At 70.6% G+C, this 24,847-nt stretch carries 22 protein-coding genes and 2 pseudogenes; 8 read left to right on the forward strand and 16 right to left on the reverse strand.

Features of this window, described 5'->3' with window-relative positions; translation table 11 throughout:
• From AOM46_RS24305 to AOM46_RS24335, 7 genes are all read right to left on the reverse strand, one after another.
• Positions 1-807, reverse strand: coding sequence for an ABC transporter permease (locus tag AOM46_RS24305; RefSeq protein ID WP_062214964.1), 807 nt, complete (start codon positions 805-807; stop codon positions 1-3).
• A 2-nt stretch (positions 808-809) separates the two neighbouring features.
• The gene (locus tag AOM46_RS24310; protein ID WP_199824051.1) at positions 810-1,622 is read right to left on the reverse strand and encodes an ABC-2 family transporter protein; all 813 of its coding nucleotides are present in this window, start codon (positions 1,620-1,622) and stop codon (positions 810-812) included.
• Positions 1,619-2,674: an ATP-binding cassette domain-containing protein gene (locus tag AOM46_RS24315; protein WP_062214968.1), complete on the reverse strand. Its 1,056-nt coding sequence runs from the start codon at positions 2,672-2,674 to the stop codon at positions 1,619-1,621. The genes AOM46_RS24310 and AOM46_RS24315 overlap by 4 nt, the downstream gene beginning before the upstream one ends.
• Before the next feature lie 8 nt (positions 2,675-2,682).
• Entirely contained in the window at positions 2,683-4,104 is a 1,422-nt protein-coding gene (locus AOM46_RS24320) for a condensation domain-containing protein (protein ID WP_062214970.1), read from the reverse strand.
• 73 nt (positions 4,105-4,177) lie between these two features.
• Entirely contained in the window at positions 4,178-4,747 is a 570-nt protein-coding gene (locus tag AOM46_RS24325; protein WP_062214972.1) for a hypothetical protein, read from the reverse strand.
• Positions 4,744-5,778 carry a hypothetical protein gene (locus AOM46_RS24330; protein WP_158920616.1) on the reverse strand — a complete coding sequence of 345 codons (1,035 nt, stop codon included), beginning with the start codon at positions 5,776-5,778 and terminating at the stop codon, positions 4,744-4,746. The genes AOM46_RS24325 and AOM46_RS24330 overlap by 4 nt, the downstream gene beginning before the upstream one ends.
• A gap of 64 nt (positions 5,779-5,842) precedes the next feature.
• Positions 5,843-6,088 (reverse strand): acyl carrier protein, encoded by a 246-nt coding sequence (locus tag AOM46_RS24335; protein ID WP_062214976.1) that lies wholly within the window; start codon positions 6,086-6,088, stop codon positions 5,843-5,845.
• Positions 6,089-7,034: 946 nt separating this feature from the next.
• Between AOM46_RS24335 and AOM46_RS24340 the strand changes: the two genes are divergently transcribed.
• Positions 7,035-7,283, forward strand: coding sequence for a hypothetical protein (locus AOM46_RS24340; protein ID WP_062214978.1), 249 nt, complete (start codon positions 7,035-7,037; stop codon positions 7,281-7,283).
• Positions 7,284-7,464: 181 nt separating this feature from the next.
• Here the strand turns inward: AOM46_RS24340 and AOM46_RS35605 are convergent.
• Both AOM46_RS35605 and AOM46_RS24345 read right to left on the reverse strand, forming a co-directional pair.
• A pseudogene (locus AOM46_RS35605) lies at positions 7,465-7,620 on the reverse strand (RNA polymerase subunit sigma-24); the annotation flags it as partial.
• A gap of 114 nt (positions 7,621-7,734) precedes the next feature.
• Positions 7,735-8,571, reverse strand: coding sequence for an NmrA/HSCARG family protein (locus AOM46_RS24345; protein WP_062214980.1), 837 nt, complete (start codon positions 8,569-8,571; stop codon positions 7,735-7,737).
• 202 nt (positions 8,572-8,773) lie between these two features.
• On the opposite strand from AOM46_RS24345, the pseudogene AOM46_RS35610 reads away from it, so the two are divergent.
• A pseudogene (locus AOM46_RS35610) lies at positions 8,774-8,941 on the forward strand (carboxymuconolactone decarboxylase family protein); the annotation flags it as partial.
• Positions 8,942-9,401: 460 nt separating this feature from the next.
• Here AOM46_RS35610 and AOM46_RS24355 read toward each other — a convergent pair.
• Positions 9,402-10,163, reverse strand: a complete 762-nt coding sequence (locus AOM46_RS24355; protein ID WP_158920617.1) for a hypothetical protein — start codon at positions 10,161-10,163, stop codon at positions 9,402-9,404.
• A 299-nt stretch (positions 10,164-10,462) separates the two neighbouring features.
• Positions 10,463-11,221, reverse strand: a complete 759-nt coding sequence (locus tag AOM46_RS24360) for a TetR/AcrR family transcriptional regulator (protein WP_062214985.1) — start codon at positions 11,219-11,221, stop codon at positions 10,463-10,465.
• Positions 11,222-11,344: 123 nt separating this feature from the next.
• Between AOM46_RS24360 and AOM46_RS24365 the strand changes: the two genes are divergently transcribed.
• The 3 genes from AOM46_RS24365 (at position 11,345) to AOM46_RS24375 (ending at position 14,857) form a co-directional block, all read left to right on the forward strand.
• Positions 11,345-11,944, forward strand: a complete 600-nt coding sequence (locus AOM46_RS24365; RefSeq protein ID WP_062214987.1) for an NADPH-dependent FMN reductase — start codon at positions 11,345-11,347, stop codon at positions 11,942-11,944.
• A 102-nt stretch (positions 11,945-12,046) separates the two neighbouring features.
• Positions 12,047-13,600 (forward strand): MDR family MFS transporter, encoded by a 1,554-nt coding sequence (locus AOM46_RS24370; RefSeq protein WP_062215243.1) that lies wholly within the window; start codon positions 12,047-12,049, stop codon positions 13,598-13,600.
• A gap of 138 nt (positions 13,601-13,738) precedes the next feature.
• Positions 13,739-14,857, forward strand: a complete 1,119-nt coding sequence (locus AOM46_RS24375; RefSeq protein WP_199824052.1) for an NADH:flavin oxidoreductase — start codon at positions 13,739-13,741, stop codon at positions 14,855-14,857.
• A gap of 78 nt (positions 14,858-14,935) precedes the next feature.
• Here the strand turns inward: AOM46_RS24375 and AOM46_RS24380 are convergent, their stop codons facing one another.
• Positions 14,936-16,039 (reverse strand): helix-turn-helix transcriptional regulator, encoded by a 1,104-nt coding sequence (locus tag AOM46_RS24380; RefSeq protein ID WP_062214989.1) that lies wholly within the window; start codon positions 16,037-16,039, stop codon positions 14,936-14,938.
• Positions 16,040-16,253: 214 nt separating this feature from the next.
• On the opposite strand from AOM46_RS24380, the gene AOM46_RS24385 reads away from it, so the two are divergent.
• The 3 genes from AOM46_RS24385 (at position 16,254) to AOM46_RS24395 (ending at position 19,996) form a co-directional block, all read left to right on the forward strand.
• Positions 16,254-16,931, forward strand: a complete 678-nt coding sequence (locus tag AOM46_RS24385; RefSeq protein ID WP_062214991.1) for a hypothetical protein — start codon at positions 16,254-16,256, stop codon at positions 16,929-16,931.
• A gap of 251 nt (positions 16,932-17,182) precedes the next feature.
• Entirely contained in the window at positions 17,183-18,229 is a 1,047-nt protein-coding gene (locus tag AOM46_RS24390) for a LacI family DNA-binding transcriptional regulator (protein WP_062214993.1), read from the forward strand.
• 90 nt (positions 18,230-18,319) lie between these two features.
• Complete coding sequence (locus AOM46_RS24395; protein WP_062214995.1) at positions 18,320-19,996, forward strand: glycoside hydrolase family 13 protein; 1,677 nt, start codon at positions 18,320-18,322, stop codon at positions 19,994-19,996.
• Positions 19,997-20,063: 67 nt separating this feature from the next.
• On the opposite strand, the gene AOM46_RS24400 is transcribed toward AOM46_RS24395, so the two are convergent.
• The 4 genes from AOM46_RS24400 to AOM46_RS24415 all read right to left on the reverse strand — a co-directional run bounded on the left by AOM46_RS24400 (position 20,064) and on the right by AOM46_RS24415 (position 24,626).
• Positions 20,064-20,435 carry a GntR family transcriptional regulator gene (locus AOM46_RS24400; protein ID WP_062214997.1) on the reverse strand — a complete coding sequence of 124 codons (372 nt, stop codon included), beginning with the start codon at positions 20,433-20,435 and terminating at the stop codon, positions 20,064-20,066.
• A 67-nt stretch (positions 20,436-20,502) separates the two neighbouring features.
• Positions 20,503-21,831 carry a lysine N(6)-hydroxylase/L-ornithine N(5)-oxygenase family protein gene (locus tag AOM46_RS24405; RefSeq protein ID WP_062214999.1) on the reverse strand — a complete coding sequence of 443 codons (1,329 nt, stop codon included), beginning with the start codon at positions 21,829-21,831 and terminating at the stop codon, positions 20,503-20,505.
• Complete coding sequence (locus AOM46_RS24410) at positions 21,828-23,378, reverse strand: pyridoxal-dependent decarboxylase (protein WP_107080162.1); 1,551 nt, start codon at positions 23,376-23,378, stop codon at positions 21,828-21,830. Before AOM46_RS24410 ends, AOM46_RS24405 begins: the two co-directional genes overlap by 4 nt.
• A 372-nt stretch (positions 23,379-23,750) precedes the next feature.
• Positions 23,751-24,626, reverse strand: coding sequence for an alpha/beta fold hydrolase (locus tag AOM46_RS24415; RefSeq protein ID WP_062215001.1), 876 nt, complete (start codon positions 24,624-24,626; stop codon positions 23,751-23,753).
• Between the last annotated feature and the right edge of the window lie 221 nt (positions 24,627-24,847).

Genomic DNA, 24,847 nt, shown 5'->3' on the forward strand with positions numbered 1-24,847 from the left:
TCAGTGGCCCGCGCTCTCGTAGCGGCGCAGTCCGCGGCGGAAGAACGCCAGGGCGACAGAGAGGCAGTAGGCGGCGACCAGCGGCGTGAGCAGCCCGAGCCAGTGGTGTCCGCCCTCGCCGGTGAGGACGGTCACCGGGTAGAAGCTCACAAAGGCAAAGGGGATGACAAAACCGAGCACGATCCGCATCGCCATCGGATAGATGGTGAGCGGGAACCGGAGGAGTTCGCCCACCTGGTGCATGGCCGCGCCGAAGAGCGGGTTGGGGCCCGGGATCCAGAACGAGGTGACATTGCTCGCCAGGCTGATGGCGATCTTGACCAGCATCGCGCTGACGAACACCACCAGGGCCACCAGCACCGTCCCGATCGACCAGTCGATGTCCGCGCCCACCAGGCCGAGCACCAACATGCCCGTCCCCGACAGCAGGTTGCCCAACCCGTTGAGGCCGACCTGGGCGCTCGTCACCTGGAGGACGACCGGGTAGGGCCGGACCAGGAAGTAGTCCAGCGCACCCTCGTTGATCTGCCGGGGCAGCTGCCACATCCCCTCGAAGAACAGGCTGACCACCCCCTCGGCCAGCGTCACCAGGGCGAACATCAGCACGATGTCGGAGAACGTCCACCCCTCCAGGGCGGGCACCTGCAGGAAGATGGCGGAGAGGAAGACGACGCTGGTCAGCTGCGTCACGATCGCCGCGCCGACCATCACCCAGAAGTCCGACTCGTGCTCCAGGGCGGCGCGTAGGTGGACCGAGAGCAACCGCACATAGAGCCTGGCCGTCCGGGGAGCCTGCCGCAGACGCATCGTCATCCTCCCTGAATCGTCAGGCGCCGCAGCGCCCGGTGCCACACCAGCCGGGCGCCGGCCCACAGGACCACGACCCACAGCAGCTGGAGGGCGATCAGCCGCAGCGCCTCGCCGCCGGTCGCCTCGCCCACAAAGATGAGGGCCGGCGTGGAGGCCATGCCGGGGAACGGCGACCACCGGGCGATCACGTCGAGATACCGCGGCAGCAGGCTGATCGGGATCATGGCGCCGGAGAGCAGCCCGGTGATCGCGAGCCTGGCCCAGTGCACACCGAGGAAGCTCTTCGTCCAGAAGCAGGCGAGCCCCGTGGTGTAGACGAGCGCGAACTTCAGCGGGACCACCAGCGCCATGCTGACCAGGAAGAGCACCGCCTGGGCCGCCCCCGGCGCCGGGATCCCGCCGCTGAGGACCACGGTCGTGGCGCAGACCAGGGTGATGAGCCCCGTCTCGACCGCGACGCCGCCCAACGCCTCGGCGAGCCGCGCCCGCTGGTAGTCGACGGGCTTGACCAGGTCGAGTGAGACCAGTCCGCTGCGGATGCGGAACGACATCCGGAAGTCCGTCAGGGCGGAGACCAGCACCCCGCAGGCGAAGGTCACCAGCAGATAGGCGCGCATCTCCGGCCAGCCGAAGCCGACCTCGACGCCCGAGCCCATCAGCACCCGCCAGACCGCGAGCAGGGCGGCGAACTGGAACACCGTGCCCAGCAGGCCGAGGAAGAACTGGAGCTTGTACGCCAGGGTCGTGCGGACGGTGGCGCGGGCGATCGAGACATAGGGCCGCATCCGCACCCCGGGGGCACGGGGCCTCATCCGTGCCCCGCCTCCGCGTCGACGACGCCTTGGGCAGCGCCCCCGACGGCGCCTTGGACGTCGACCTCACCGGCGTAGACCCTGCGGATCACGTCCTCGATCGCCGGCTCGTCCACCGAGAAGTCGACGATCTCCACGACGCTGTTGACCGCGGCGACGACCTGTCCCGCCGTGGTCGTGAACCGGTCGAAGCGGATGCGGAAGCGATGGGGGGCGTCGCCCTCGCTCACCACGGCCCGGTCCAGCGCGACCCGCAGGGCGTCGAGGTCGGCCGGCCCCGCGGTCTCGATGTGCAGGATGCGGTCGCGGGCATGGGTGTCCATCAGATGCCGCAGCGCGCCGTCGAAGATGATCCGCCCCTTGTCGATGATCACCAGCCGCCGGCAGATGCCCTCGATGTCCGCCAGATCGTGGCTGGTCAGCATGAGCGCCGTGCCGTCGTCCGTCAGCTCGCGCAGAAACTGGCGCAGCCGGTGCTTGACGGCGACGTCGAGGCCGATCGTGGGCTCGTCCAGATACACCACCGACGGGCTGTGCAGCAGGGCGGCGGCGATGTCGGCGCGCATCCGTTCGCCGAGCGAGAGCCGCCGGGCGACCACGGGGAGCATCCGCCCCAGCTCCAGGACCTCGTCGAAGTAGGCGAGCCGACGCCGGTAGGTGTCGGGGGCGATCCCGTAGATGTCCCGGAGCACGTCCAGCGAGTCGCGGACCGTGAGGTCCCACCACAGCTGGGTCCGTTGGCCGAACAGCACGCCGATGTGCTGGGCGACGGCCATCCGTTCGCGGTGCGGCACCAGGCCCTTGATCCGGACCTCGCCCGAGGTCGGCACCAGGATGCCGCTCAGCATCTTCACGGTGGTCGACTTGCCGGCCCCGTTGGCGCCGACGTAGGCGACCGACTCGCCCTCCTCGATGTCCAGGTCGACGTGATCGACCACGACGCGCTCGGTGAACCGCCGGTTGAAGAGGTGACGGACCGATCCGGCCAGCCCCGGAGCCTTGTCCGGCTGGCGATACGACTTGGTCAGTCCGCGCGTTTCGATCAGTGACATGGGATTCCTCACCGGGCCGGCGACCGTCGGCCGGCCGAGCGTGCTGTGGTGGACCGTCGTCCCCCGGCGAGGCCGGTGACGGCCGCGATCTCGTCCAACGCCACCTCGCGCCCGGCCAGTTCGGCGAGCAGCCGGTCCAACCCCAGGGCGAACGCCTCGACCTCGGGAGCCGGGAACTGGAACATGTCGGCGAGCAGAACGACATGCAGGACCCCGGGACCCCCGAACACGTCGACCATCAGGGTCACCTGGTCGTCGTCGAAGCCCTCCAGCCAGTCGAAGGCCGGCTCGGGCGCCGGAAGGTCCCGTGGCCCCCCGCGGTCCGTCGCGTGCGTCGGGCTCCACATGTCGTTGAGCCGGATCAGCCGGTTGAACCGGACGCCGCGCTCCCGTTCGATCTCGTCGATCAACGCGTCGGCCGCCACGGGGTCGTAACCGCCGTGCCGGTAGGCCCTGAGCGCCGTGGCCGTGTTCCGTCGGAGCAGGTCGGTGAAGGTCGTCCCCTGACGGGTGAACCGACCCACCACCTCCTGGCTGACATTGCCGACGGCATGGCGCAGCTCCGGCTCCGACCGATTGCCGTAGATAAGGCTCAGCAGGCACTCGTCGGCGTCGGCCGTCGCGTACAGCATCGCGGTCAGCGCGGCGAGCAGCACGGCGGCGGGACTGCTGCGGGTCCTGACGGCGACGGCGCGCAGCTGGTCCGGCATCGTGTGGGACGTCAACCGGCCCCGGCGGAAGCGCGGTCCCTCGGTCGGCACGATCTCGCCGAAGAGGCTGGGGGCGCCGGTCTCCAGCACCGACCGCAGATGGGCCAGCGCCGCCTCGTTGCGCCGGGTCCCCTCCGCCGACTGTTCGATGAGGGCCTGGTCGACCGGCTGACGGGCCGGCGATGCGGGCGGTGCGGGCTCGCCGGCGGCGCGGGCGGCGAGCAGGGCCGTCAGCTCCTTGGCGCAGAGGGTCGCGCTCTGCATGTCCAACGTCACATGGGAGAAGATCAGCCCGACCATCGCCGGCTCGCCCGCCCGCGACGCGACGATCACCCGAAGCGACAGTTCGGACTCGTGCGCGAACGCCACCGACGTCTGGCGGTGTTGGTGCGCGTCGAGGGCCGCGACGCACTCCTCCCGGGTCGGGGCGTCGGCGATCTCGGCTTCGAGGACGCCGCTCCGCACGATGTGCTGCTCAAGTCCTGCGTCCGAAGGGATCAGTCGGGTGCGCAGCGTCTCGTGCCGGCTGATCAGGGTGCCGATGGTGTCGAGCACGGCCGCCAGGTCCAGGCCCTCGGGGACCTCGACCCGGCGCCGGATGAAGAAGAAAGGCATGACGGTGGGCAGAAAGTGCGCGACGTCCTTCCAGGTCTCGCGCTGCCCCCAGGTCATCGGCGCCGTGGCGGTGCGGGAGCCGGTGAACGCGATCTTCCCGATCATCTGATCGGGTCCCCCTTCTGTCGTGTGCCGTCGGCGCTCGTGTGTCGCCGGCGCTGTGGTGGGCCCGTGTCGGTCAACGGTGCTGCTCAAGCAGGCCGAGCACCTCGTCGTACCAGGAGAGCCCCTCCGAGAGGTCGCTCTCGTCGCTGAGGTACCAGTCGTCCGACTGGGCGAGCCCCATCGCGCCGCTGATCTCGCGCAGCACCTTGACGCCCTCGGCCCAGTGCTGGATCGAGTCGGCCCGGTTGGCGGCCGGGACACCGAGCCGGTCGGTGATGAACGCGCGGACGGCCGTGATCTCCGAGCGCAGCGCCTCGTCGTCCGTCGGCGCCGGAAGCGTCAACAGCTCCCACACCTCGTCGGCGAGCCGCCCGTCGACATGTTCCAGCGTGTGCATGACGGCACAGGTCTGCTCCGCGAGATCGGCGGGGCGCGGTCCGAAGTTGCCGCGTTCCAGCAGATACAACTCGACGGCGAAGGCCAGGAAGTTGTTCCTGACCTGCCAGGCCAGCTCGGGCTGCCCCGCGCCCAACGCGCCGTCCAGGTCGAAGCTGTAGGTCATGCACAGCAGCTGAAGTTCGTTCGCGCGGCGCCGGGTCTTGAGCCAGTCGAACAGCGGCTCGCTGCGGATGGGACCGATCATCGCTCGACCTCCCGCAGGAAGCCGTCGCGACGCAGCGACGCCGACGTGTACCAGGCGGCGACCGCCACATCGGACGGGGAGATCCCGAGCTGGTCGGCCGACCGTTCGACCGCCGCGGACCAGGTCCCGCTCTCGACCAGATGCCGCAACACCGCCGTGAGCGGCCCGGAGACCTGTGCGAAGTGCCGCTTGCCCTGGATGAGATGGACACTTCCGTCCGCCGGGACGACGCGCACCCCCGGGGCCGCCTCCGCCTCGCCGGCGAGGAGACGCAGATCCTCCGACGACACAGCCAGTTCGGCCCGCAGCGCCGGCAGGGCCTGGTCGACCGGCGCCGGCCGCAGACAGCCGTCGACAAGATCCCGGAACGCGGCCGATCCGCGGCCGTACCGCCGGGCTGCCTTCTCGCCGAACCACTTGGGGGACACATAGCCCTCGCCCTCGGCGGCCAGCCGCGCGGTGGCGCGCCACATGGCGGTGTCCCGGGCGAGGATCCGGGCCTTCCTGCCCTCGCCCCAGGCCTGCGACCACGAGGCCCGGGCCAGATGCTCGATGGCCCGCAGCCTCGACCAGGTGGCGAAGCGCCGGCAGGCGACGCTCTTGTCGAAGCGGGAAAGGACCTCCTCGCCCCGCTCGGTGACCGTCACGGGCAGGGAGACGGCGACCCGGTAGTACCGGTCGAGGTCGGAGACGCGCAGCGCGTGTACCGCGTCGGGAGAGGGGTCCGCCAGCAGCTCGGCCGTCCGGGACAGGCCGCGCGCGGTCATGCTCTCGCAGTCCACGTAGCGGGAGCCCCGCAGGCCGATGGCGGTCCCCGTCGGCGGCACGTCCTCGTCGTGGATGACATACAGGTCGATGTCGGACTGGTCGTTGCCGAAGCCCTCGACCAGGGACCCGGTCGCGACGCAGGACGTGTGGGCCGGGAGCGAGGCGGCTATCCGGTTCACCTCGGAGATCAGATCGGCCGGCAGTCCGGCCGCGACGAGCCGGGAGCCGTCGTCCATGACGGCCCCTTCGGCGTTAATGGGCATGCTTATCGATCCTCTACGCGAGAAGTGCTGGTTTCCGGCGCTGTCCGCCGTCGCGACGCCGAATTCAACGTGCCGATCGCGGCGCCTCCGGCAGACTTCTGTCGAGCTCCCCCACGAATTTCTCGATCGGGTCGCCCGAAACCAGGCCGTCCAGGTCGACCGGCACTCCGAGACGATCCTCCAGGCGCTGCGCGAATTCCACGATCCGTAGCGAGTCGGCCCCGAGATCGAAGAATGTGTCATCCGGCCGCACCGGGGACTCGAAGACCCCTTCGGCGACCGCGATCACGGTGTTCAGAACAGATGCCATAGCTCTCCCTCGACCACTCTCGACCCGCGCTGCACATGCCTCTGGGAAAATCGACAGAAGGGAAGCCGTATCGGTCTGCCCATATCCCAGGTCAACCGTGTGCTGTCTTTGCAAGTTACGTGAAACGCACAGGAAACGGGGCGCTCAGCGCCCACCCCTGCAACCAGGACAGCTAACTCCCCGTAGCCACCTCAGCGCAAAAAGAGATTGCATGAGCAAAGACAACGGAGATAACCCTGGCACCGACCGCACCCCTCCGTCAAGCGGTGCAGAAGTTCCGGAACCAGCCGGCCCGGTGGACGATCGGCCGCATATCAGACCCGCTCACCCGCGCCCCAACCTTCCCCCCAGACGCGCATCAAAGCGGACAGAACAGCGCCAACGCCTTGGCCTGTCACCGAATTCGACTCCGGCACACCGGAAAGATCGCACTCGGTGTATGGTCGGGCCTCACTATCGCCGCCACCGCATCGGGGGCATGAATGACGCCTTTGGAACTTGCCCCATCGGACGCGGCATTGCGCGATGTCGCGACGGGTGAACACCCGGCGGGACGGCATTTGCGCGCGGCGATGGAGAAGGCCGCCTATGCGGCCATGAATCTTCCGGCCGGACCGGTTTTTCTCTCGATGCCCACCGATATCCCGGCCGTGATCAGGCTGCCGGGAGCGCTGCCTGCCGGACGCCCGGCCCTCCCCTTCGAACAGCACGGACGAAAGGGCGGCCGCCCGGAGACCGCCGTCCCGAGGAGCACCACGTCTGGGCTCCGGCCGGCGTCGAGACGGCGCGGGAGGGGAGCCACCGCACCCCATCACCGAGGCGCCGCGGCTCGACGGCGGCCAACGCCCGAGCGGTCGAAGCCCTTCAGGGGCCGGATGAACAGGCACCGCCAGAGGAAGTCGCCCGGCGCCTGGACGGCGAGGTCTCCTCAGCCGTCCTCGCCCTGATGAAGGCCCTGCCGGTGCGATCCGGCGGGCTCGGCACGGTCACGAAGACCGTGGGGAGCTTCGGCGGGTTCGCCCAGCAGTACGAGCAGGAGGTGTTGCTCCACGGCCCGATCGGCCGGGACAGGGCGCTGATGTTCAACCTGGCCGAGAAGCTGCCCGCCTACCCCGGCCGCTGTCCCACCGGGGGAAAGGGCCGGATGCTGTTCGCCATGGCGCGGGTGTTCACGAGCCGGGCCGACCCGCGGTGAGGGGAGCCGGTTGGAGATGGCTTCCCACCCACCGTGTGATCGTTTCCCGTGGTCGGTGGCTGTCGGGCCGGGTCATCTGGGTTCTTCGGGTCAGCGGCTCACTGTGGTCTCAAGGCCGATCCGCGCCGGTTTCTCGGGATTGCACACGGCATGGAGCCCGGTGACGAGGCCGTCGTCAATGCGCGTCGAGCGCGTCGCGGGCCCTGGCCGGGGAAGAGTCCCCCCGCGGTCGGCGCGCGGCGACCTGGTTGCGCGCGCGGTGGGCGATCTGGCGGACGGCAGCCGGGGGCTTGTCGACGGCGTCCGCGATCTCGTCATAGCCGAGGTCGAAGACCTGGCCTCGCGAGCAAGATGCTCGACGGTATCGGTGGTTCGCTCGCCGCCCTCGTCCATTCCCCGCTCCTGCCCGTCCGTTCTTGCCGGAGTTCACCGAATTCCCAGGGTGGGGGGATCAGACCGTGGCTGCCCGCAGCCGTCGGGAGAGGAACTCCTCGAAGGTCATCAGCGCCGGATGCAGACCACGCAGGGCGGGGATGTCCGCTCGGTAGCCCGCCTCCGCGAACCACTCGAACATGCGCTCTTCGATGGGCTGCGCCTCGAAGCGGGTGGGGACCCCGGTGACGCGTTCGTAGATCTCGGCCACTTCGGGGAAGGTGATCTCATCGCCGGCCAGCTCAAGATGACGGCCGATGTAGGTGTGCGGGGCGTCGAAGGCGGTGGCGGCAAAGACCCCGATGTCGTCGGCGGCGATCATCTGCATGGGCTTGTCCGGCTTGACGGGCAGTGACATGAGGCGCTCGCCCCGGGCGTCGGCGTAGTGCAGCAGGTTGTTCATGAAGAAGGCGGGCCGCAGGAGGGTGGCGGGCAGGCCGAGGGCGAGGATGTGCCGCTCGATCTCGGCTTTGCTCTCGAAGTGGTCGATGCCGGTCCGCCGTTCGGCACCACCCACGGAGCTGTACACGAAGTGCCCGACTCCGGCCGCCTTGGCGGCATCCGCCACCGCCTTGCCCTGGCGGACCTCGGCGGCCAGGGACTCCGGCTCGTACGCCAGCGCCTGCACACTGAACACACCGTGGACGCCGGTCATGGCGCGGTGCAGAGATGCTTCGTCGTCCATGTCGCCCTGGACGAGCACCGCCCCCCGCTTCTGCAGTGCCTGGGCCTCGGGCTTGTCCGGGCTGCGGACCAGGGCACGCACCTCCCGGCCACGGGAGAGCAACTCCCTCGCGGCCGCGCCGCCCTGGTTTCCGGTACCGCCGATGACCAGGACGCTCTTCGCTTCAGTCACGGAAATCTCCTCACTGTAGGCGCCCACCCTCCCGGTGGCCGACTGGACGGGCCCCACCCTGCGACCTCAAGTGCGGTTGAGGTCAAGAGCGGGGTTGCGTATCCGTGCGGCACGGGACCCGCGCCGAGCAGACCCGGGAACACGGGAACGCGCACAAGATGCCGCCCCCGACCACTTTGTTCAGCCAAAGGGCATGCCGGAGTTGAGGGTCAGTCAGATCAACGGCTGCGGCTGGTGCGTCGACGTCCCCACCAAGAAGGCCGCGGGCGCCGGCGAGAGCGCGACCCGGATCAACCTGGTCGCCGCCTGGCGCGAGTCCACCGTGTCGACCGAAGCCGAGCGGGCCGCGCCGGCACTCCAGGCCCCCGGCGAGCATCGTGACGAACAGCTCGGTCCGCGGGTCGTCGGCCGCGAGATCGAAGCCGGACCAGGCGCCGGTCGCGATGCGCAGGCGCAGCCCGCACCGCTGGCCGAGCGGAACAGCCGCGCGGCATCCGCGATCCGGATGGTGTCACCGACCGCCGCCTCGTCGAGCAGCGCGCGGAACCCGGACCGGTTGACCGCGTACACGCGGGACGACGTCGCCGGATCCTCGTACCCGAGGGAGCCGGACTCGGCTTGCCCTGGCATGCCCGGCTCGGCTCATGGGATCGACGCCCGGTGCGAGAGCGTCCAGCGGCTCGGCCTTCTCGGTCGCGTGTTCGTCGCCTGCGGGGCATCAGAGCATCAGGATCATCCCATGACCCCTTTTTGGGCCTACCTCGGCGATCTCCCTGGCAGGGGGCACGGCGCCGCAGCCGTGCCCGCCGGGCTCGTGAGGGGACGGACGGTCAGGGGCGAGAGGCGCTGCCCACGCCGAGGGACCTGAGGACGTCCCCTCCGTGGTAGAAGGTGCGTCCGTTGACGGTGCGCCGACGCCACCGCTGTTCGCTGGCGTGGCGGTAGACGCTGCCGGAGGCGATTCTCCACAGCCGGGAGATGTCCCTGGCGCTGAGCCACCGCACCACAGGTTCCGTGACCGCCTGGCCGTCCCGCCGCGCTCCCCCCGGTGACGCAACGCGGTGCAGCGCTATCCATTCCTGGGCCGACCAACGGTGCGAGGAGACCGCGTCGCAGCCGACCTCGACGGGTGTGTCGGGCCGGTCGGCGCGCACCGTGGCGGTCAACACGCCCTCGCAGCGGGCGACGGCGCATGTCCCGACGCGCACACGCCGACCCGGGGACGGGTCGGTGACGTGCTGCGCCCGGCGCACCTCTCGCTCCACCTCTTCGGACAGCGCGCCCGCAGCCTCGTGCGCCGCCAGCCACCGCGCCTGCCGGATCAGGAACTCGGCGATGTCCCCCACCGTGTCACGGGGAGCTGCGACGGCCCGCTCCCGCACGACCAGCCCCGCCCAGGAGCGCAGCACTCCGAGGATCGTGGCGCGGGCCTCGGCCGCGGCGGTGTTGAACGGGAGCCCGGGCAGCGAACCACCGCCCGAGGTGGACTCGCGCGGCCGGTCGGAGCCCCCGAGGAGCAGTCCGCACTCGTGGTACAGACGGGGCAGCCGCGTCAGACCCCTCGTCAGACGCAGGACGCAGGTCGGGCACAACCGGCTCCCGACCACGGCGAGTTCCCGGGGGCGGTCCGGCGTCTCACGTCCGCCGCGGCACGCGAGTCCCGCACATTCCGCGAGGTCCCGCACCGCATGGTTCACCTGAGTGGTATGTGTCATGTCGTCGAATTCGCGCTTCATGTTCCCCACCGTCTCGAGTGTGGCGAACGTAATTCACGAATTCAACGACGAACAAAGAAAAGGCCCACTGCATGTAGATCTCATGTAGTGGGCCTTGCAATTTCTTGATGGAGCTGCCCTGGAGATGTCGATCGGCCGGAACCGATCGGCATCCGTCACTTTTCAGACGGGACGTCATCCACTTCAAGTCGCGCCGTGATCCCCTCAAGGACGCAGTCGAGGCCGGTTTCGAACTGCCACCCCGCGTCGTCCTTGCGGGCCGCCTCGCCGAGATAGCGCTCGTACAGCGGATAGCGACCGGTCTTGATCAACCACTGCATCTGCGGGGCCAGTTCGGAGCGCGCCTCCTCGTGACTGGACCAGCCCCTCGCCCGCAGCATCTGGTTCAGGCCGATCTCCGAGTCGACAGCGCCCCGGACATACGCGGTGACGGTGCTGTAGACCGCCATGGCTGTATCGGCGTCGAGCCGATTGCCGGCGAGCGCCGTCAGCGCGCCCTCCAGCACCGCCAGCTGATTCGGGGTGGGCCCGCACCAGTCGACCCGGGACACCCACGGGTGCCTCAGCATCACGTCGCGAAGGCGCAGGGCGAGCACCCGGGTGACCTGCCGCCAGTCGGCCTCCCCGGAGGGCAGCTCCAGCTCGCCGTACGCGTGGTCGACCATCAGCTCCAGGAGCTCGTCCTTGCCGGTGACATAACGGTAGGCGGCCATGGGGGCGACGCCCAACGCGGAGGCCAGACGCCGCATCGTGACGGCGTCAAGACCCTCGGCGTCGGCGATCCCCACGGCCGCCTCCGCGATCCGCTCCGGGCTCAACGGCGTACGGGGGGCCGGCGCCGGGCGCTCAAGTCGCTGCCACAGCGGGAGGGTCTCGCGCTCGTTGCTCTTGCCCTGCCTGTCCCCAACGGCCATCGGCGGGACTCCTTCCTGGGTACGCCGGACGTGTACGACGTATCGTCAGTAGATGGCGTACACTTCGACGTGTACATTGTACGTACCGGATGCGCTGAACGTAACATAGCGGAGGTTTCTCGCATGACCGACTCGAAGAGCACGCCCCTGCAGGTCGCCGTGATCATCGGCAGCACCAGGAACGGGCGGTTCGGTCCCGTCGTCGCCGACTGGGTGATCTCCCATATCGATCAGCGCGACGACATGGTGGCAGACCGCGTCGACCTCGTGGAGACGCCCCTGCCCACCCAGTTCCCGGCGTTCGGCGAGGCCCCGTCCGAAGAGGTCCAGGAAATGGTCGGCGCGGTGGCTCCCCGGCTGACCGCGGCCGACGCGTTCATCGTGGTGACGCCGGAATACAATCACAGCTTCCCTGCCCCGCTGAAGAACGCCATCGACTGGCACAACGAGCAGTGGCACGCCAAGCCGGTCGGTTTCGTGTCGTACGGAGGCATCGCCGGCGGCCTGCGGGCCGTCGAGCAACTGCGGGTCGTGTTCGCCGAGGTGCACGCCGTCACAATTCGTAACACCGTCAGCTTCCACAACTACGGCGACCTCTTCGACGCGAACGGCAAGTCGACCGACCCCACGTCCGACGTCGCGGCCAAGGGCATGCTCGGCCAGCTGGCCTGGTGGGGCCAGACGCTGCGGGACGCCAAGCGGACCCGGCCGTACGCCGTCTGACGAACCAGCGAGCGCGCCTTGGGGGCAGCGATGACCGACCATGCAGCCGAGACACCCGCACCCGTCCGTCCACCCCTGCCCCGCCTTGGCGTCTTCGGGCTGATGCTCGGCATCGTCCTGGCGACGCTCGACGGGCAGATCATCAGCACCGCACTCCCCACGGTCGTCGGGGACCTGGGCGGCCTGAACCACTTCTCCTGGGTGGTGACGGTGTATCTGCTCGCGATGTCGGCGTCGACGCCGATCTGGGGCAAACTGGGTGACCTGTACGGCCGCAAGGGCGCCTACATGTCCTCCGTGGTGGTCTTCCTCATCGGGTCGATCCTGTGCGGCATGGCGCAGGACATGACGCAGCTCATCGTGTTCCGTGCCCTCCAGGGGCTCGGCGCCGGCGGCCTGATGGTGGGGGCCCTGTCGGTCATCGGCGTTCTGGTGGCTCCGACGGAGAGAGGCCGCGTCCAGTCGATCGTCGCCATGATGCTCCCGGTGGCCTTCGTCGGCGGGCCCCTCCTCGGCGGATTCATCACCGACTACATGAGCTGGCGCTGGACCTTCTATGTGAACGTCCCCGTCGGCGCGATCGCGCTGCTGGCGGTCGCACGCGGCGTGAATCTGCGCACCGAGCGCACCAGGGGCCGGATCGACTACCTCGGCGCGCTCCTGCTCACCGTGGCCATCATGGCGCTGACCCTGATGGCCACCTGGGCCGGTGGCAGGTACTCCTGGCTCTCACCACAGATCATCGGCCTCGGCGCGGTGAGCGTTCTGTCGCTGGCCTGGTTCGTCCGTGTGGAACGACGAGCCGACGAGCCGGTCACGCCTCCCCGCCTGTTCCGCAGCCGGGAGTTCACCCTCGCGCAGATCCTGAGTTTCCTTACCGGCGCGGTCATGATCGCCATCATCAGCTACCTGCCGCAGTACATGCAGTTCGTCCAAGGCGCCTCATCCACGGTCAGCGGCATGCTGATCCTGCCGATGATGCTCGGGATGCTGGTGGCGCAACTGACCGCGGGACGATTGATGGACCGGGGCGGACTGGAGCGTGTCCTGCCCGTCACCGGCAGCGCCGTCATGATCGTCGGCGCGCTGGTCCTGCTCATGCTCGGCACCGACACCCCGGTCGGCCTCGCCTCCGCTTCCACCCTCGTCATGGGGGCCGGCGTCGGCATCCTGATGCAGAGCACCCTGCTCACGACGATGAACCACGCCGACAAGAAGGACATGGGTGCCGCGTCCGGGACGGTCACTCTCACCCGCACCATCGGCGGTTCCCTGGGAGTCGCGGTGCTCGGGGCCGTACAGGCCAGCCGCATGAGCGAGACGCTGGCGCGGCGGCTCGGCCCCGACGCGGAGCAACGCCTCACCGGTGGCGGCGAGTTCACCCCCGACCTGCTGAAGGGCATGCCCCCGGCCGTTCGCGAGGGCGTCCAGGCGGCCATCACCAGCGGTCTGCGCGGAGTCGTCATCGGAGCCGGTCTCCTGTCCCTCGTCGCGTTCGTCACGACGTGGTTCATCCGCTCGGCCTCCAGCAGTGAGCCGTCGCCGACCGACGCCCCCGGCCCCGGCCCCGGCCCCGGTGGGAAGGACGAGGCGGGCGACGCCCGCACCGACCACGGCCAGAACCAGGCAGCCGTACGCACGCCGCCCTCGGACTGACCGGACCGCAGGACCCGACCCCACCGCGGGGGCCGCGAACACGCCCCCACCATGCCCCCTTTCGAACCCTCAGTGTCCGCTGCTGCCGAGGGCCGCGCCCGCGGCCGACCGCAGCCCCAACCGAAGGCGAACATTCCTATGTCCACTGCCTCCGCCGAACGCGCCACATCCGTACTGATGCGCCCCCTGTCACTGGGGAGCCTCCTGCTGCCCAACCGCATCGTCATGGCGCCCATGACACGTGAGCACTCCCCCGACGGCATCCCCGGCGACGACGTGGCCCGGTACTACGGACGGCGCGCGGCGGGAGGCGTCGGCCTGATCATCACCGAGGGGACGTACGTCGGCCACGAATCGGCGGGCAACAGCGCCCGCGTCCCCTGTTTCCACGGCGCCGAGGCACTCGCCGGCTGGTCAGCGGTGGCGGACGAAGTCCACCGGGCCGGCGGCAGGATCGTGCCGCAGCTGTGGCACACGGGCATGGACCGCGCCGTCGGCGCTCCCCCAGTCCCCGACGCACCTCGGATCGGCCCCTCGGGAGTCCCCCTGGACGACTCGGAACCGGGGGTGACCATGACCCAGTCGGACATCGACAACGTGATCGCGGCGTTCGCGACGGCCGCGGCGGAGGCGGAGGCCATCGGCTTCGACGGTGTCGAGATCCACGGCGCCCACGGCTACCTCGTCGACCAGTTCCTCTGGTCCCACACCAATCGGCGCACCGACACGTACGGCGGTGACACGGCCTCGCGCGCCCGTTTCGCCGCCGAGATCGTCGAAGCCTGCCGGGAGGCCGTCTCGCCCGACTTCCCGATCCTCTTCCGGCTGTCCCAGTGGAAGATGCAGCACTTCCAGGCGCGGATCGCCGAAACCCCACAGGAACTGGAGGTCATCCTCGGCCGCCTGGCCGAGGCCGGCGCCGACGTCTTCCACTGCTCCACCCGCCGCTTCCACCTCCCCGAGTTCGAGGGCTCCGACCTCAACCTCGCGGGGTGGGCGAGGAAGCTCTCGGGGAGGCCCTCGATCAGCGTCGGATCCGTCGGCTTCGACAACGAGTTCCTCCAGTCGTTCCAGGGGCAGCAGGGCAAGGTCACGGGCATCGACGGACTGCTGGACCGCATGGAGCGTGACGAGTTCGACCTCGTGGCGGTCGGGCGGGGCCTCCTGGCCAACCCCGACTGGACGGCCAAGGTCCTGAACGACCGCTGGGACGAACTGCGGCCCTTCCACGTCGGCCTCCTCGGCACGCTGCACTGAATCCCCCCGCACGCCACACCCTGAAGGCTCCGCACCGACCGGACGAACCCGGCTGGTCGAACGTCGGCCGGCCGCCGGTCAACCGCCCGTCCAGCCGCCCAGCTCCGGGAAGTGCACCAGGGCCTCGGCGGAGCCGTCGCCGCTGGTGCGGAACGGCAGCCCGCCGTCGTCGAGGCGCAGGGTGCCGCTCCGGTCGCCGGCGCTCCACTCCAACTCGATGTACCAGTCGCAGTCGCAACCGGTGGTGCGCGCCTCGACGCGCAGGACCAGCGGCTCGTCCAGGCTGACGGCGAACGGCAGCGTCGGCGCGGACAGCCGCTCCCCCGCGTCGCCGTCGTACCCCTCCCTGGCGCGGACCACCGGCCGTTCGGCGTCCAGGTCCACCTCGTAGGCGGCCGGGGTGAGGGCCCCGCCGCAGCCGGGGGACATGTCGTAGGCCGTCCAGTCGAGCGGCGCGCGCCGTTCGGCGACGCGGACATGCAGCGCCTCGATCACCACGGGATCGGCCGTGGTGCCCCGGACGGTGGCCTCCACGATGGTGGACTCCCCGTGCACCGCGCCCTGTTCGAGCGCCCAGCGTTCCGCGTCCTGGGCGAGCGGGGGCGGTGGCACCAGGCTCGGATCGCGGTCCACGAGATAGCGGTGGGCGCAGCCCTCGGCCCAGACATGCGAGCGGGCGCTGTAGTCCAGCGAGGCGGCCTCGGCCGTGTCGTCGGCGGCCTGTGGGCGGGCGGAACGGGCGTCGGCGTCCGGATCGCCGGGGCCGAGGGACCAGAACACGCCTAATCCGACCAGCGCCGCCACCACGGCGGCCGCCAGCCACAGCGGGCGCCGCCGGGGGGCGGGCGCCGGCGCGGGAGCCGGGGCGGGCGCGGCGTCCCGCGGAGCGCGCTCGGCGGCGACGGGCGGCGCCGGCTCGGGCGGCGCGGCGCGGCCCCTGGCGCTGTCGGCCAGCAGCCAGAGCCGGTGCAGCGCCAACAGCTCGTCCCGCTCGGCGCCGCAGGCGCGCGCCAGGCGCTCGACGGGCGCGTAGTCGGCGGGGAGCACCGCGCCCGAGCAGTAGCGGTGCAGCGTCGAGGTGCTGGTGTGCGTCCGCTTGGCCAGACTGCCGAAGCTCTGGCCCGAGCGCTCCTTGAGCGCGCGCAGCCGGGCCGCGAAGACCTCGGTCGGCGTGTTTTCCATCGGCTCTCCCCGTTGTGCCCTGTCCCGTTCCGCGTCCCGTTCCGCGTCCCAGGGACATCACGTTGTTCGACGTCAGAGGCGTCTCAGGCGTTCCACCGTCCCAGATGGGGCCGGGACGCTTGTGGCCGGGTGTCGGCCGACCGCACGCTGCTCCCGAGATATCCATTCGATGATCATTTCGATGACTCGACGACACCCGAGGGGGGATGGAGCCATGCGGCACACCCGGTTCTCCGGACGCGGCCTCGCGCTCACGATCGGCGCGGCCGTCGGAGCCTGCGCGTTGGCCTCGACGACGCTCGCCAGCACGGCGACCGCCGACGAGGCGAGCGCCACCACCGACGAGGTGGTGGCGGCCGCCGCGATACCGGACACCGCCTTTGTCAGCACGGACGAACTGCCGCCCCATGACTGGGGCTGGTACACCGCGGGCCCCGGTGAGGGGAGGCCCGAGGTGCCGGTGTTCTGCTTCGGGGCGCTGCTGCCCGACGCGGAGGACGGCAGCACGGCACACCAGGAGTACTGGACGGAGTTGGACGCCACCGCCAGCCAGGTGGTGGTGGACCTCGGCGACGAGAGCGAGGCGGCCCTCCTGGTCGAGGTGCTGCACGAGGCGGGCACCGACTGCGCCTCCGACTGGCTGTGGCAGAACCCGGGGGGCACCGCCTCCTGGGACGAGTTCGGCGAGTTGGAGAACGCGGACTACGGCCGGATCTTCGGCGTGTGGACAGCGCCCGAGGAGGCCGGACACGATGTCAACCTGTTCGCCGTGATCCGTGACGGGAGCAAGGTCACGGTGGTTCGCTGGGGCCAGATGGGCACACTGTCACAGGCACCGGTCGCGGAGTTCACCGAGACCGCCGAGGCGGCGCTGGAGCGGCTGAACGGCTGACCCGGCGGGGGCGGCTCGTCCGTCGGCCCGATCGTTCGACGCCGAGAGGCGCGGGCGGTCGGGCCGTGGCATGTGAACGCCGCGCTGCACACGTTTACAGGATCGCCTGTCGGGGTTTCAGTCGTGGAGAGGGTGGTAACCGGGCCTTGCATGGCCTGAGTTGGCCAAAAACACAAGATCTTTTCATGTAAGCGATTGCATTCCCTCGGGGATCGGCAGTACGTTCGGCTCACTGCCGTGATCGGAGGGTTATGGCCGCGAGCATCATGGATGTGGCTCGGCGCGCGGAGGTGTCCACCGCGACCGTCTCCCGCGCCCTGCGCGGGCTGCCGAACGTGTCGGAGGCGACCCGGGCGCGCGTGCTGCGCGCCGCCGAGGAGCTGTCGTACTCGATCTCGCCGCACGCCTCCTCGCTGGCCTCGGGGCGCACGGGGACGGTCGGCGTGGTCCTGCCGTTCGTCAACCGCTGGTTCTACAGCCAGGTGCTGTCCGGGATCGATTCGGTGCTCCGCGCCCACGATCTGGATCTGCTGCTGTACAACCTCGGGGACGAGCGCGTGCACGAGCGGTTCTTCGCCAGGATGCCGCTGCGCCGCCGGGTGGACGCCTTGATCGTGCTCAACCTCCCGCTGTCCACCGCCGAGAGCGAGGCGCTGGTGTCGATGGAGGTGCCGATCGCCGTGCTCGGCACCCGCATTCCCGGCTGTTGGCACGTCTCCATCGACAACGCGGAGGGCGCGAGCACCGCCGTCCGCCATCTCATTAACCTGGGGCACCGCCGGATCGGTATGATCACCGCCGCCCCCGGAGATCCCCGGGGCTTCACCAGCCCGATCGTTCGCCAGCACGCCTACCGCACGGTGCTCGCGCAGGCCGGGATTCCGTACGACCCGGATCTGGAAGTGCCGGGTCATCTGAGTATCGACAAGGGTGCGTCAGCGATGGCACAGCTGCTGAGCCTGCCGGTGCCGCCCACCGCCGTCTTCGCGGAGTCGGACCAGATGGCGTTCGGCGCCCTGCGGACGTTGGGCCGCATGGGGCTTCGCGCCCCCCACGATGTCTCGGTCATCGGGTTCGACAACCACGAGACGGCCGAGCTGCTCGATCTCACCACGATCGCGCAACCCGTAGCCCACCAGGGCGAGTTGCTCGCCGGCCAGATACTGGACGCGCTGTCCGGCAGCAGCGAGGAACCCGCCCAGGTGGTGGTGCCGACCCGGCTGGTCGTCCGGGGCACCACCGGCGCGGCTAGGGAACATCCGCCCCGATATCACTCCACTACCTCGGCCGGGACCTGAACCGGACCAGCACAGCCGCACAACCGCGCGGTGAGCCGCCCCCCGACCGCGCATCTCCCAGGGTCAACTCGCAAGAGGAATGGAAGATACGTGCCCCGCACCCGCACAGACCAGAAGTCGGCCACGCCATGGTGGCGTGACGCCGTCATCTACCAGGTCTACATCAGAAGCTTCGCCGACGGCAACGGCGACGGGATCGGCGATATCGCCGGTCTCCGCGCGCGGTTGCCCTACCTCCAGGAACTGGGGGTGGACGCGCTGTGGATCAACCCCTGGTATCCATCGCCGATGGCGGACGGCGGCTACGACGTCGCCGACTACCGCAACATCGACCCGCTCTTCGGCACACTCGCCGAGGCCGAGGAGCTGATCGCCGAGGCGCACACCCGCGGGATGCGCGTCGTGCTGGACATCGTCCCCAACCACACATCGGACCAACACCGTTGGTTCGTCGAGGCGGTCGCCGCGCCGCCCGGTTCGCCGGAGCGGGACCGCTATGTCTTCAGGGACGGTACCGGGCCGGACGGCTCGCGGCCGCCCAACGACTGGCGCAGCCGGTTCGGCGGCCCGGCCTGGACCAGGGTCACCGAGGCCGACGGCAGCCCCGGGCAGTGGTACCTGCACCTGTTCGCGTCCGAGCAGCCCGATCTCAACTGGGCCAGCCGGGAGGTGCGGGCGGAGTTCGAGTCCATCCTGCGGTTCTGGTTCGACCGTGGCGTGGACGGGTTCCGCATCGATGTGGCGCACGGGTTGGCGAAGGATCCGGCGCTGCCCGATCTGGGCATCCCCGACGACGCGCTGTTCGAGCACGAGCGGCACAAGGAGGACCACCCGCACTGGGATCAGGAGGGGGTCCACGAGATCTACCAGACCTGGCGCAAGATCGCGGACTCCTACGCGGGCGACCGGCTCTTCGTGGCCGAGGCGCATGTCCGGGAGGACCGGCTGGTCGACTACCTGCGCCAGGACGAACTGCACACCGCGTTCAACTTCCCCTTCCTGAAGTCCTCCTGGGAGCCGAACGCCATGCGGGAGGTGATCGACCGCGCCGTGACCAGCCTGGCCACCGTGGACGCGCCGCCCACCTGGGTGCTCTCCAACCACGATGTGCCCCGGCACGTGACCCGTTACGGGCGGGGGGACACCCAGACCCATGAGCACGACGTCAAGGCCGGGCCCGCCGATCTGGAGCTGGGCACCCGCAGGGCCAGGGCGGCGGCGCTGCTGACGCTCGCGCTGCCCGGCAGCGCCTATCTCTACCAGGGCGAGGAGCTGGGCCTGTGGGAGGTGGAGGACCTGCCCGACGAGGTGCTCGCCGACCCCACGTTCCGGCGGTCGGGTGGCGCCGTGCGCGGCCGGGACGGCTGTCGGGTGCCGCTGCCCTGGTCGGGTCTTGACGAGCCGTTCGGTTTCGGCCCGAAGGGCACCGAGGCGTGGCTGCCGCAGCCCGGGGAGTGGAAGGCCCTGACGGCGCAGGCGCAGTCCGGCATCCCCTGGTCGATGTTGGAGCTGTACCGCTCGGCGCTGCGGCTGCGCAGGGAGCAGTCCGGCTTCGACAGCGGCACGCTGCGCTGGCTGGAGATGCCGGAGGGGGTGCTGGCCTTCGAGCGGTCCCCGGTGCTGCGCTGCGCGGTGAACTTCTCCGGGGAGCCGTTCCCGCTGCCGAAGAACTGGGGCGTGCTGCTGGCCAGCGAGCGGATCACGGGCGGTCAGCTGCCCGCCGACACCGCCGTCTGGCTCTGGGGCGGCGGCGCTTCCCGCTGGTAGCCGCCGGGGCGTCGACTCCCGTTCCGGGAGCGGGAGTCGACGAACCGCTGACACCTGGTCGGCCGGGTCAGTCGGCCTGGTAGGCGGCGCGGACGGCGTCGGTCGCGGCGGCCAGCGCGGCGTCCCGGTCCAGGCCGAGGCGCCGCACCCGCCGCGCGTAGGTCTCGGCCGCCGCTGCCGCCTCGCGCGCGGCGGCGGCCCTGGCGGGGGCGACAAAGGTGCCCTGCCGGCCCCTGGTCTCCACCACGCCGTCGGCCTCCAACGTCCGGTACGCCTTGGCCACGGTGCCGGCGGCGACGCCGAGTTCGGCGGCGAGCGCCCGCACCGTGGGCAGTCTGTACCCCACCGGGAGCGTGCCGCCGCGCGCCTGTTCGGAGACCTGGGCGCACAGTTGCTCGTAGGGCGGCGCGGACGAGTGGGGGTCGATACGCACTGTCATCCCGTTCATCCCGCCGATTGTGCCCCACTTCGGGCCCCGTGCCCGAACGTGTCCACGGACCGTTCGTTCAGCGGTTCGGCGCCTCGGGATCGGGCCCGAACGTCTGGAACGCGGTGTGCCGGGGGATGCGGAAGACGTCCCGGCCGGTCACCGCGTTCAGGATGAGCGCGCTGCGGTAGGCGCCGATGCCCAGGTCGGGCGCGGCGGCGCCGTGCGTGTGCAGTTCGGCGTTCTGCACGAAGAGCCCGCCGGTCACCTCGGGAACGGTGGCCACCCGGTGCCCCTCGGAGACGTCGTAACGGCCGTGCTGGTCCCAGGCGATGAGCTTCTCCACCGGCGCCAGACAGTCGGGGCGGCGCGCGGCATAGCCGGTGGCGGCGACGATCGCCCCGGTGTCGCGGGTGGTCTCCCGCTCGGTGTCGGCGTGCCGGGTGGTCAGCCGCACTCCCCCGCCGTCCGGCAGCGCCTCGGCGCCCAGCACTGCGGTGGCGGGCAGCAGGGTGACGGGGGGCCGGTCGCCGTCCAGCAGGTGGTCGTACAGCTCCTGGTGGATCAGGTCGATGGTCTCGCTGTCGATGCCCTTGTAGAGCTGCCACTGGGAGGCGACCAGCCGGTCCCTGGTCTCCGGCGGCAGGGCGTTGAAGTACCGCATATAGGCGGGGGTGGTGTATTCCAGGACCAGCTTGGAGTAGTCCAGCGGCGCGAAGCCCCAGGAGCGGGTGAGCCAGCTGACGGCCCAGCCGGCGGCGCGTTGGCGGCGCAGCAGGTCGAGGAAGACCTCGGCGCCCGACTGTCCCGAGCCGACGACGGTGATCTCCCGCACCCCGGCCTCGGCCAGCGCGTCAATCCGGTGCAGGTACTCGCCCGAGTGGAAGACCTGCTCGCCGGCGAGCCGGCGCAGCGGTTCGGGGAGCGCCGGCTGGGTGCCGACGCCGAGCACCAGATGGCGGGCCAGCTGGTGACGGACGGCGCCGGTGGCCACCTCGCGCAGGGTGAGCCGCCAGCGTTGGCTCTCCTCCTGCCAGGCCACCTCCGTCACCTCGGTGCCGAAGTGGCAGCCGGGCAGTCGGGCGGCGGCCCAGGCGCAGTAGTCGGCGTACTCGCGGCGCGGCACATGGAAGCGTTCGGCGATGTAGAAGGGGTACATCCGGTCGTGCTCGACCAGGTAGTTGAGGAAGGACCAGCGGCTGGTGGGGCGGATCAGCGAGACCAGGTCGGCCAGGAAGCCCACCTGGAGCGAGGCCCAGTCGAACATCAGCCCTGGGTGCCAGTCGTAGCTCTCGCGCCGGTCGAAGGCGGCGAACCGCAGCTCGGGCAGTTCGTCGGCCAGCGCCGACAGGGCGAGGTTGAACGGGCCGATGCCCACCGCCGCGAGGTCGAGTTCCGGTTCGCTCACGCGTAGTCCTCCGTCTCCACGGCGCGTCCGGCCGCGTCAACGGCGGCCAGCAGCTCCTGGATGTCGTCCTTGGTCGCCTGCGGGTTGAGCAGGGTGAGTTTCAGCCGCACCCGACCGGTCTCCGCCGTTCCGGCGAGATCGTCGGTGCGGCCTATCAGCGCCCGGCCCTGGCGCAGCAGCCGGCGGCGGAGCGCGCCGTTGATGGCGTCGGCGTGCGCCCGGTTGGCCTCGGCCGGCCGGTAGCGGAAGACCACGGTGGTGAGCACCGGGGTGGCGACCAGCTCCAGGCGCGGGTGGGCGGTGATGGCGTCGGCGGCATGGCCGGCGAGGTCGTGGCAGGTGTCCAGCAGGGCGCCGACGCCGCGTCGGCCCAGCGCGAGGAAGGTGGCGACCACCTTGAGCGCGTCGGCCCTGCGGGTGGTGGCCAGGGAGTGGCCGAGCAGCCCGTCGTAGCCGGCGGCGCCGTCGTCGTCCGGGTTGAGATAGGCGACCCGCAGCCCGGTGCTGGCGGTGAGGTCGGTGCGCTCCCGCACCAGCAGCACGCTGGCGGCCGCCGGCTGCCAGGCGGTCTTGTGCAGGTCGATGGTGATCGAGTCGGCCGCTTCGAGGCCCCGCAGCAGGGGGCGCAGCCGGTCGGAGAAGAGCGCGCCGCCCCCGTAGGCGGCGTCCACATGCAGCCGCACCCCGTGCCGCCTGGCGACGGCGGCCAGTTCGGGGAGCGGGTCGATGGAGCCGTAGTCGGTGGTGCCCGCGGTGGCGACCACGGCGATGGGCAGCTCGTTCTCGGCGCGTTCGGCGAGCGCCCGTTCCAGCGTCTCCGGCGCCATCCGGCGGTCGGCGTCGGCGGGCAGCGGGCGCACCGCGCCCTCGCCGAGGCCCAGCACCGCGCAGGCCCTGGCGACCGAGAAGTGCGCCAACTCCGAGCAGTAGACGACCGGTTGGACGTCCACGCCGAGCAGACCGCGCAGCCTGACGTCGCGGTGGTCGCCCAGGGCGACGTCCCTGGCGATCAGCAGGGCCTGGAGGTTGGACGCGGTGCCGCCCGGGGTGAGCACGCCGTCGGCGCGCGGGCCGTAGCCGGCCAGCGCGGTCAGGGCGCGTACCAGCCGGCTCTCCAGCTCCACCGCGTAGGGACCGCTGTCCCAGGTGTCGACGGAGGCGTTGAACGCGGAGGCCAGCACGTCGGTCGCGGTGGCCACGCCCAGGGCCGGGGGCTGGAGGTGGGCGGCGGCGCGGGGGTCGGCCAGGTCGACGGTGTAGGTGGCGTAGGCGCGGGCCAGCGCGAGCAGCGCGTCCCGGCCGCCGCCCTCGGCGGGCAGCGGGCCCTCGGGGAGCTGGGCGTCGACCACATGGGCCAACTCGGTGGGGGTCATGGGGGGCAGCGGTCCGCCTCTGCGGCGGAGTGCCTTCGCGGCTTCACTGGTCAACTCGCCTACCAGGCGCCCGACTTCCGCGATCCCCTCGGGATCGGCGGCCAGCAGGGCGGAGTTCGGCAGGGTGGCGGGCACGGGCACGGGCACGGTTGGTGCGTGGCCGGACATGCTCATGAGTCGGTGACGTCCCTTGTCTCGGGTGTCGCGGCAGTCTGGGGAGGCTGTCTCGTGGGGGGAAGTGGGGATACGGGGTGAACAGCGTTGCCCTGGACCGACGTTGGCGGCGCGGTCCGGCGCGACGACCCCACGATAATTTAGGTTAGGCACACCTAAGTCTGTCAACCGGGCCCGCGCCGTCCCCCGGAGTCCCCCGCCCTCCCGACGCCCCCTCGAACAGCGGGGCACGCGCTCAACACCGGCCGGCGGGACACATCGACGGGAGGCGCCGTGAGGACGATCACACCCGCGGCGCGCCCCGGGACCCGGCGCCGAAACCGCCGAGGGCCCCCGCCCGGAACACCGGAACGGGGGCCCTCGACGCCGCCGTCACTCCGGCAGGAGCTCGCATCCGGTGGGCTCGGCACTGGCCGGGTCCAGCGCGTTGGCCACCTCGTGGAAGGCCATCTCGTCGCTGAGCGCGAGAGCCATATGCCCCGACTCGTTCTCCGGACAGAGGTCCTGGAGCAGCACGTTGGTGACCCCGGGTTCATCGATGAACTGGGTGTCGTACGGGGTGATCACGTGGTCGCGGTTGGTGCCGATCACCGTGTAGTCGACGCCGGGCAGGGTGTAGCCGCCCTCGTTCAACTCGGTGATGAACCGCGACCCGGTGGCCTGCTGGACGAACACCGGCGAGTGCTCGTTCAGGAAGTCGGACAGGCCGGGGACGAGGTCCAGCAGCGCGATCAGCCCGCTGGCCGTGGTGCCGTTGGTGCTGGGCGCGAGGGCGATCAGCGCGTTGACCTGCTCCTCGCCCTCGGGGTGGTGCTTCAGGTAGTAGCGGGGCATCATCCCACCCTGGGAGTGACCGACGATGTCCACCTCGTCGGCCCCCGTGGTGGCGAGCACCCCGTCGACGAAGTCGGCGAGTTGGTCCGCCGAGCCCTCGATGGGCGCCAGCCCGTGCAGGATCGGCACGCCCGACATCTGCCCGTAGTTCAGCGAGTAGACGCAGTACCCGCGCTCCACCAGATAGGGCGCGAGGCCGAACCAGCTCAGCCACGCGTTGCCGCCGGTGCCGTGCACCAGCACCACGGGGCGTTCACGCTCGGAGGTACAGCCCGGCTTGTTCCAGCCGCCCTCGCCCCCACTCGCCGCGACACCGCTGCCGGCCGGCAGCAGCGTCAACGGAGCGGCCAGCAGAGTGGTGAGGAGGGCCCCCCGAAGGCGCCGCGACCGTTTCGACCGTCTCTGTAATGTCATGAGTGTCTCCCTCACTCCGGATGTTCGGTCATGGTTTTCGATCGCAAGCGAAAACCTCTGCCAAATTACGGACTGGTAACCCCTGGCGCACACACCGGCAAGGTAAAGAGCTGGCCACATTTTCCTCACAGGCCCCGCCAGCAACACCCGCCCCTTCCGCCCCAGTGCCAAACCGCACACTACTTCGCCAACTCCAGCACCCCGTAAAGAGGCTGACGGAG

The organism is Streptomyces sp. NBRC 109706 (assembly GCF_000974485.1).
Taxonomy (GTDB): domain Bacteria; phylum Actinomycetota; class Actinomycetes; order Streptomycetales; family Streptomycetaceae; genus Streptomyces.